Annotated in this window: 8 protein-coding genes; 1 reads left to right on the top strand and 7 read right to left on the bottom strand. The window is 56.7% G+C overall.

Annotation, left to right across the window (positions count from 1 at the left end; genetic code table 11):
* Positions 1 to 1994: filamentous hemagglutinin N-terminal domain-containing protein (locus tag H4684_RS16565; protein WP_192624600.1), on the bottom strand; the 1994-nt coding region annotated here is incomplete at its 3' end.
* 694 nt (positions 1995 to 2688) lie between these two features.
* Positions 2689 to 3054 carry a CGGC domain-containing protein gene (locus H4684_RS16560; RefSeq protein WP_092191421.1) on the bottom strand — a complete coding sequence of 122 codons (366 nt, stop codon included), beginning with the start codon at positions 3052 to 3054 and terminating at the stop codon, positions 2689 to 2691.
* A gap of 333 nt (positions 3055 to 3387) precedes the next feature.
* Between H4684_RS16560 and H4684_RS16555 the strand changes: the two genes are divergently transcribed.
* Complete coding sequence (locus H4684_RS16555; protein ID WP_092191419.1) at positions 3388 to 3903, top strand: universal stress protein; 516 nt, start codon at positions 3388 to 3390, stop codon at positions 3901 to 3903.
* Between the two features lie 269 nt (positions 3904 to 4172).
* On the opposite strand, the gene H4684_RS16550 is transcribed toward H4684_RS16555, so the two are convergent.
* The 5 genes from H4684_RS16550 to H4684_RS16530 form a co-directional block, all read right to left on the bottom strand.
* Positions 4173 to 4637 (bottom strand): carboxypeptidase-like regulatory domain-containing protein, encoded by a 465-nt coding sequence (locus H4684_RS16550; RefSeq protein ID WP_192624599.1) that lies wholly within the window; start codon positions 4635 to 4637, stop codon positions 4173 to 4175.
* 207 nt (positions 4638 to 4844) lie between these two features.
* Positions 4845 to 5165 (bottom strand): hypothetical protein, encoded by a 321-nt coding sequence (locus H4684_RS16545; protein ID WP_192624598.1) that lies wholly within the window; start codon positions 5163 to 5165, stop codon positions 4845 to 4847.
* Positions 5125 to 5673 (bottom strand): UbiA family prenyltransferase, encoded by a 549-nt coding sequence (locus tag H4684_RS16540; RefSeq protein ID WP_192624597.1) that lies wholly within the window; start codon positions 5671 to 5673, stop codon positions 5125 to 5127. The genes H4684_RS16545 and H4684_RS16540 overlap by 41 nt, the downstream gene beginning before the upstream one ends.
* Positions 5666 to 6865 (bottom strand): cytochrome c oxidase subunit II, encoded by a 1200-nt coding sequence (gene coxB / locus H4684_RS16535; protein WP_192624596.1) that lies wholly within the window; start codon positions 6863 to 6865, stop codon positions 5666 to 5668. The genes H4684_RS16540 and coxB overlap by 8 nt, the downstream gene beginning before the upstream one ends.
* Positions 6862 to 7158: a cytochrome C oxidase subunit IV family protein gene (locus tag H4684_RS16530; protein ID WP_092191411.1), complete on the bottom strand. Its 297-nt coding sequence runs from the start codon at positions 7156 to 7158 to the stop codon at positions 6862 to 6864. Before H4684_RS16530 ends, coxB begins: the two co-directional genes overlap by 4 nt.

Genomic DNA, 7158 nt, shown 5'->3' with positions numbered 1-7158 from the left:
GAATGCAGGGTGCCTGAATTTTCCAGATCTTCGCCGATTTCAAAGACAGCGTCGCCCACGGCCAGGATTTCGCCCTCGTTGAGCAGCGTCCCGCCAGTTCGAAACAGGCCGGTTCCGCCGGATTGGATGACACCCGAATTCGTGATGCCGCCCTGGACCGCAAGCTCCATCCCTGTCTGGGACAAAAAGCTGCCGTCATTGTTGATGACGCTGCCGCCGCTCTGCACGAAAAAGGGTTCCCCGGCATTCAGGACGCCCAGATTCTCCAGATCGGTGTCCAGATCCAGGGTCAGAGAAGCCAAGGTCAGCACCTGACCGGCAGGATCATTGCGCATGCTTCCAGCGCGAATTTGGCTGGCCCTTCCGGAATAAATAATCCCCGAATTGCCCAAACCACCCGCCACCGCAAAATCCAGATCGCCCTGGGACAGGATGCGGCCGCCCTCATTACTCAGGCTGCCTGCGCTGATGAATGCACCCCGCTCCGTGCCGATAGTGCCCGAATTTGCCATGTGCCCTGCTACGCCTAGGGTCATGGCATCCGTGGCCTCGATGCGCCCGCCCTCGTTGCTCAGGCTGCCTGCGCGGATGCTCGCCAGCCCTTCGGTCCGGATGGCCCCGGTGTTTGAGATATTTCCCGTGGCCTCCAAACTGCTTGATTTTTTGGATGAAATCTCGCCGCCGGCATTGACGATATCCCCCGCGGAATGAATCCTGACCGCCTCGATGGAAAACATCCGGCCCGAATTCAGGACATGCGCGCCCTCGACGTCGAGGCTACCCCTGGCCTGCATCTGCCCCGTGTTGCCAACGACGCCGCCCGCGTTCAAAACGGCGTTGCCCCCGGAAACGATGCTTCCCGCATTCGCGAGGCCGGAGCGCGTTGCAACGGCCAGATTCGTGCCGGACTCGATCCTGCCGTCACCATTGTGCAGCGACTCGGAAGAAACCCGCGCATCATCTGCATACAGCAAGGCCTGCGTGCCTGCTTCCGACTTGAGCACCAAATCCTTTAAAGCCGTAACCTCCGCAATTTTCGCTGCCGCAAGCGAACCGGAAATTTCCACGCTGTCAGCGTTCGAGGCAACCCGGACATCATTGTCCGAGGAAACACGCCCCTTGATGCGTATCCTGCCATCGGCGGTCAGGACCAGTTCGTCGGTGGCGTGGGTGACGCCTTCCAGATTCACGCCCACGCCCTTCTCATTGCCCACGAGGATGATGCGCTCGGCATACATGCCGCCAAGGGCCGTGGAGTCCAGCGCCACTGCGGGAACATCCGAACCGTCCGGGGGCAGGGCGGAAAATTGGCCCGTGGCGACGTCATGGCTGCCGTATCCGGTGCTGATGCCCAGCTTCACGGCGTGCACGTCGGCGTTGATCCTGGCCGTGCGGCTGATGATGTCGAATGCGTCGAGATTGGAGACATTGAGGCCCAGGCCGTCGACAAGCACATCGCCCTGACGCACATCCAGGGCCCTCAGACCTCCGTACTCGCCAAACCGGGGCTTGCCCGTGGTCAACGTGGCCCGGGGCGTGTTTATGAACCCGCCGCCGTTGACCGTTATGCCGTTCGGATTGGCCAGGATGTAGTCGGCCGGATAACCGAATATTTCAGTGTAGCCCTCAAGGCGGGATCGGCTGCTGCCCGTGACCTCGTTCAGGATGACCCGGGCTTCGGGGCCCTTGCCGAGCTTCGGGTTGTTGGCCACCACTCCGCCCAGTTGCGTGCGCCCGGCCTTCTTGCTGTTGTTCAGGATTACGCCGGGCCCGCCCACGTTGAACTGATCGAACATGTTGTGGGAGAGGCCCCCAGAGTTCGGTCTTGCGATGTCGACCAGGGGCACGCCGTTGGGCGCGGCGCTTACGGCCGGCTGATTGGCGGCCGGGGCCGTGGGATCGACCACGATGCCATCCGCAGCAGCCGCCACGGGATTGAATACCAGCAAAAATGCCAGCGTCAGACATATAAACCGTTGCAGCGCATGCTTCATGAACCGTCCCCGTACCTGGCTCTCAGAAATTGGAACTCAGCGACCAATTTCTGGCTACATTTTTTTAAAGTTGGCGTATTTTATGGAAGCCGGCATGTTCACATAAGACAATCGAAATAATTTTTCATAATACTATCAATAAGATGAACACAATGCGATTATTTCATAATAAATATTTTCACAAATAATTATCTGTAATTATACAAACCTGAAACTATATACATATCCATATGTAGATAGTTGCTATTTTAACCAATAATGAAATAGAAAATAATTCAACATTACATTGACCAAAATCATTAATGAATAAAGATGCGACCGGCACAGATCATTTTCCTTTTTGATCATCAGCAGCAAAATTTTTCCGTAAAAAAAAGCCTCCGCTCACAAGTTGAACGGAGGCGCATTCATTTCGACAAAGAGACTGTCGATGCGGGTTATTTACTTCAAGCAAAGGTTGAGAAATGCGTGTGGACAAAAAAAGTATGTCCTCCACGATGAGGCGGGGTCATACGCGAATTGCCTTCAAGGCTGCCCGGTCAGGTCGCGAAGCCATCCGGTGAGATATGAATTGACCGTTTATAAGGATGAGCGGCGCGACATATCCGTAACCACCTGTATTCAAGATCAATACAGATCAGTGATCCGGAAGGGCCGAGGACGCACCATGCGCCTCATCGGCTCTTTTGCGATATCAGGCGAAGATGTCCTTGGGAACGTAGGGATGTGTTCCTTCGATGACACGGATGCCTGCCTTGGCCGTGATTTTCTTGATGATCTCTTCCTTGTGCGGACACTGCTCGGCTATGCAGGGCGCGATGTGGATCACCGTGGGCTTTTCGTTCATGGGCGCGTTCCAGAGCTTGACCTGCATGAGCCTGGTCACGATGGCCGGTGCCGGACAGCCGCCGCAGCCAACCATGCCAACGATCTCGGCGTCGGTGTCCTCGTAGATTTCAAAGATACCCTGTCTTCTGTTGAAAGCCACCAGACAGCGTGAACAGCCAATGCAAACATCGTCCATGGTGTTCTTGCACCCCACGATCAGAATCTTCTCCACGATAGACCTCCAAGAATGAAATATCGGTTGATTGTAAAACGTTCCTTTTTTAGGCCCATCGCGTGCCAATGGCAAGCGCACTTGAAGCAATTTGCGCCATGTTCGGCATATCCGAAAAAAAATCGTCACACTTAAAACTTTTGAATTCCCAGCAAACGCCCTACCCGTTTCTAAAGCGCTACCCAAGTTGTCATAAACTCATTGCGACTCTTCAACCATCCGCGCTTGCAGGAATTTTTCAATCCGCATGAAAATTTTCTTGACGCTCCCTTGTGAACCATGGCACAAATTGGTTGATTAACCAATTCAATCTTTCCTCGGGAGGAACTTCATATGAAATTGCCTGGTTTCAAAACTTTTCTGGTTCCGGTGAACAACAGCGAAGCCGGCCGTCGTGCCAAACGCTATGCCATCGCGCTGGCCAAACAGTGCGGGGCGAAAGTTGTCCTTTTCCACGCCCACGGCCTAATCAGCGGACGCATCAGCCCCGATGGACGCGAGCAAATCATCCGCAGGAATCTGGAAGAAATGGGCAAGATTTTCGCCATCTTCGTGGATGGTTGCAGAGAAGCCGGGGTCGAGTTTGAAATCGTGGTCGAACAGGGCGCGACAGCCGACGCCATCATCAAGGCTGCAAGCGAGCACGACTGCGACATGATCATCATGGGCACCAAGGGCAATGCCTCGGCGCGCAAGATTCTCGGATCCCTGACGGACACGGTCAGCAAGCAAAGCTCCGTGCCAGTGGTCGTGGTCGGCGAGGAATGCGAATGCTCCAACTCCTGCGGCAGTTCGTGCCTGCACAAGTGGCGTTTCGCTCCCGCCGCCAATTTGCAGCACGCCTGCTGATTACAGGACTCAAGCGCAAGAGAAGCCACGCAGGAAAACCTGCGTGGCTTCTCTCGTTTCAGACCTGCCAGGGACGGCGCATCGATCATGACCGGAGTACTCATGTCCGAACCGAGCGACACGAACGCGATTCTTGAGGTCTTGCGCTGCCGCGAAATCAAATATCCCGGGCAGCGCAACATGCCCAAAGCTAAAATCAAATCCACCTGATTCCCGTCCCGGCCGCGAATGTCAAAAAAAAACACATCACCTGTTGCCGGGACGCGGCTTCATTTCTTCAAAAGATTCACGTGCCGGCCAGTGGCTCCAACCTGATTGTCAACCGAGATGGTCCCCTTGAAAGTGCCCGGAACCTTCATCGAATAGGTGGCAGGCACGTAGCCTTTTTTCCACAGAATAACGGAATAGGTGCCTGCGGGAATCTTCGCGGAAAAAACACCGGCCTTGTTGGTCGTGACTTCAGCCACGATTCCTTTGGCATTGGAAACAACGTCGGTGCTTCCTTGAGCCTTGAGGGAAAGATTTGTTCCAATCAGAACGGTTGCAAGTGAAAGCGGGACTTCCTTGCCTTTGATCCATTGAGTAACAGTACCCACGGCTTCAATCGCACCTGGGTTTGATGAAGAGGTCGCAACGACAGTGGTATTCACGTCAAAGGGACTCGCCAGGGCCACAGAGAACACGCCTACAAAACAAAAAATCTGTAATAATGCACACAACTTTTTCATGATCATACCCCGTCTTTTCAAAATTAAGGAAAAATCGCCGTCAGGCCATATTTATACAAGATCCAACATGCTGCCGCATGCGTGCGGGCATGAAGACAGGAATAAAAAGATCCTCCTTGGCTGAAGAATGCGCTCAATGAAGACGTCACTGCGAGAAGTCGCCATCCTCTTGAAGATCGTACAGCTGAACAAGTCCACGTCCTGCATGCGTTATCACGTGGTCAGCCGTTCCGCCACAATCATGAGCACCACCCCCGCCAGAAAACCATCCGATGCCAAGCGCAGCACCCGGGCCCGAGCGAAAATCGCCAGAAGGGCGTAGGCAGGACAGACCGTGGCCAGTGCATAGGCCTGACCAGGACCTGTCGCGAGGCCAAAAAGCGGAGCCATGCCGCCGATCATGGCCAGGGCCAGAGCCCATATTCTGGGGATGGCCTGACGGGAGAAACCGGAAAAACTGTTGGCCGGGACCGGAAATCCGGCGGCCGCGTAGTCATCGGCATTGGCTTCGGCCAGCATCCAGAAATGAGGCATCTGCCAAACGAAATAAAAAACGAAGAAATAGGCCGGTTCGATGTAGGACAGGCCGCCCCCCCCCGGCCACCCAGCCGATCCAGAAAGGCAGCGCGCCGCAGGCCGCACCGGGGATCATGGCCCAGCCCGTGACGGGCTTCATCAGGGTGTAGAGGCCATTGTACAGGCCAAGAACCACCAGCAGGACAGGTAGGGCACGCCAGGAAAGAAGCGACCAAAGCAGCGTGGCCGACAGCGCAAGCAGTAATGCAAATATCAGGCAACCCTGCACTACGCTCATTCTTCCGCTTGCCAGCGGACGGTTCCTGGTCCGTTCCATGCGTGCATCGCGGCCTCGCTCCTGGATCTGATTCAGAACCGAAACCGCCGCGCTCAGGGCGAACGTCCCGGCAAAAAGCGCCCCGCCGCCGGACAGCGCGCCGGCGGCCATGACATATCCGGCCAGGGCCGACAGCCCGACAGCCAGGGAGATGCCGGGCCGTGTCAGCGAGGGAATGTCCCTAATCATTGTTCTCGCTCAAGGCGTGCATGTAGTCGACCATGGCCTGCAGCTCGTCTTCGGTCAGGTGTTCGTAGGACGGCATGATGGGATCGTACCCGACGACAATGAATTTCTCCGGATCAATGATGGCTTCGATCAGATACTCATCATCGGCCGCCGTCCGCGAACCGTCTGCCAATTCGACCTCGCGCCCGACGATGTTCTTGAGCGTCGGCCCGGCTATCTCCGAACCGTCCGTGGAATGGCAGCTGAGGCACCCTTCGGCCTCCATCAGCTGTCTTCCTCGATCAAGATCGCGCTTCGCTCCGCCCGTCAGATATTTAATGATGGCATCCAGATCCTGGTCCGGCATCTCCTCCTTGTAGGAAGGCATTCCCTCGAAGCCCTCCACCAGCTCCGCGTCCGGCTCGATGATGGCGCGGCGCAGGTAGGCCTCGTCCACGAAGGCCTCCCGCGTGCCGTTTGCGTCGATGACCCGCCGCTGCGCCCCGTAGATGTTCAGAAGCGTCGGCCCCATTTCCTCCGACCCGTCCAGGGAGTGGCAGGCAGTGCAACCGTACGACTCCAGAAGCCCGATGGCGGCCTCGTCCCCTGCGGCCGTACTTTCGTACCAGGTCCTGAAATCGTCAGGGTCCATGACCTCGACGGTGGAAAGCATATTGGCGTGCCTGAGACCGCAGTATTCGGCGCACAGGATGTCGTAGCTGCCCCCGCGCTGGGCCTGGAACCAGGCATGGGTCTGCATGCCGGGTACGGTGTCCATCTTGATGCGAAAAGCGGGCACGAAGAAGCTGTGGATGACGTCCACGGAGGTCATGTCCAGGCGCACGGCCCGGTCCAGGGGCACATAGAGGGTGCTGGCGCGCTTGCCGTTCTCGTACTCGAACACCCAGGACCACATGCGCGCCGTGACCTGCACGCGCATGGCGTCGGCGGGAACGGAACGCAGCGCCTTGAAACTGGCCCAGCCGTAGTAGAACATGCCCATGACCAGAATGCTCGGGATGACCGTCCAGATGACCTCCGCCAGGAGGTTGCCGCGAATGTCCGCCGCCTTGGGATGACGGGAGTGGTGGTAGCGGATGACGAACCAGACCATGAGCGCCGTGATGGCAATCAATATGACGGTCGATACTCCGAAAATAAGCAGGAAGACCTGATCGACCTGGGCCGCGACCTTGGTGATGGGCGGGATCATGAGCCTGCCTCCGGCCGCATCGCCACGTCGAAGAAGGTGAAGCCGATGAAGATGGCCAGAATGACGAAGACCAGCAGCAAGAAGGCCCCGAGCGTGCGGTTCTCGTATTTGAGATGCATGAAGAAAAAGATCACCAGGAGGGCTTTCGTCGAGGCCACGGTCATGGCCGCCAGCACGTTCAGATATCCGAAATCGAAGCTCGCGACGCCCACCGTGACCCCGGTCAGGGCCATGAGGGCCAGCCAGATCCTGGTCAGCAGGGCAAAGGGCAGAATGTGTTTTTGTGTAGTCAT

It is taken from the genome of Desulfomicrobium macestii, assembly GCF_014873765.1.
GTDB lineage: Bacteria > Desulfobacterota > Desulfovibrionia > Desulfovibrionales > Desulfomicrobiaceae > Desulfomicrobium > Desulfomicrobium macestii.
The sequence above is the reverse complement of the archived record's forward strand: the minus strand, read 5'-3'. Positions and strand labels throughout refer to the sequence as shown.

Coding starts and splice junctions, on each gene's coding strand:
- H4684_RS16555 (WP_092191419.1), top strand. CDS start 3,388: ATGAAATTGCCTGGTTTCAAAACTTTTCTGGTTCCGGTGAACAACAGC.
- H4684_RS16550 (WP_192624599.1), bottom strand. CDS start 4,637: ATGATCATGAAAAAGTTGTGTGCATTATTACAGATTTTTTGTTTTGTA.
- H4684_RS16545 (WP_192624598.1), bottom strand. CDS start 5,165: ATGCCTCATTTCTGGATGCTGGCCGAAGCCAATGCCGATGACTACGCG.
- H4684_RS16540 (WP_192624597.1), bottom strand. CDS start 5,673: ATGATTAGGGACATTCCCTCGCTGACACGGCCCGGCATCTCCCTGGCT.
- coxB (WP_192624596.1), bottom strand. CDS start 6,865: ATGATCCCGCCCATCACCAAGGTCGCGGCCCAGGTCGATCAGGTCTTC.
- H4684_RS16530 (WP_092191411.1), bottom strand. CDS start 7,158: ATGACTACACAAAAACACATTCTGCCCTTTGCCCTGCTGACCAGGATC.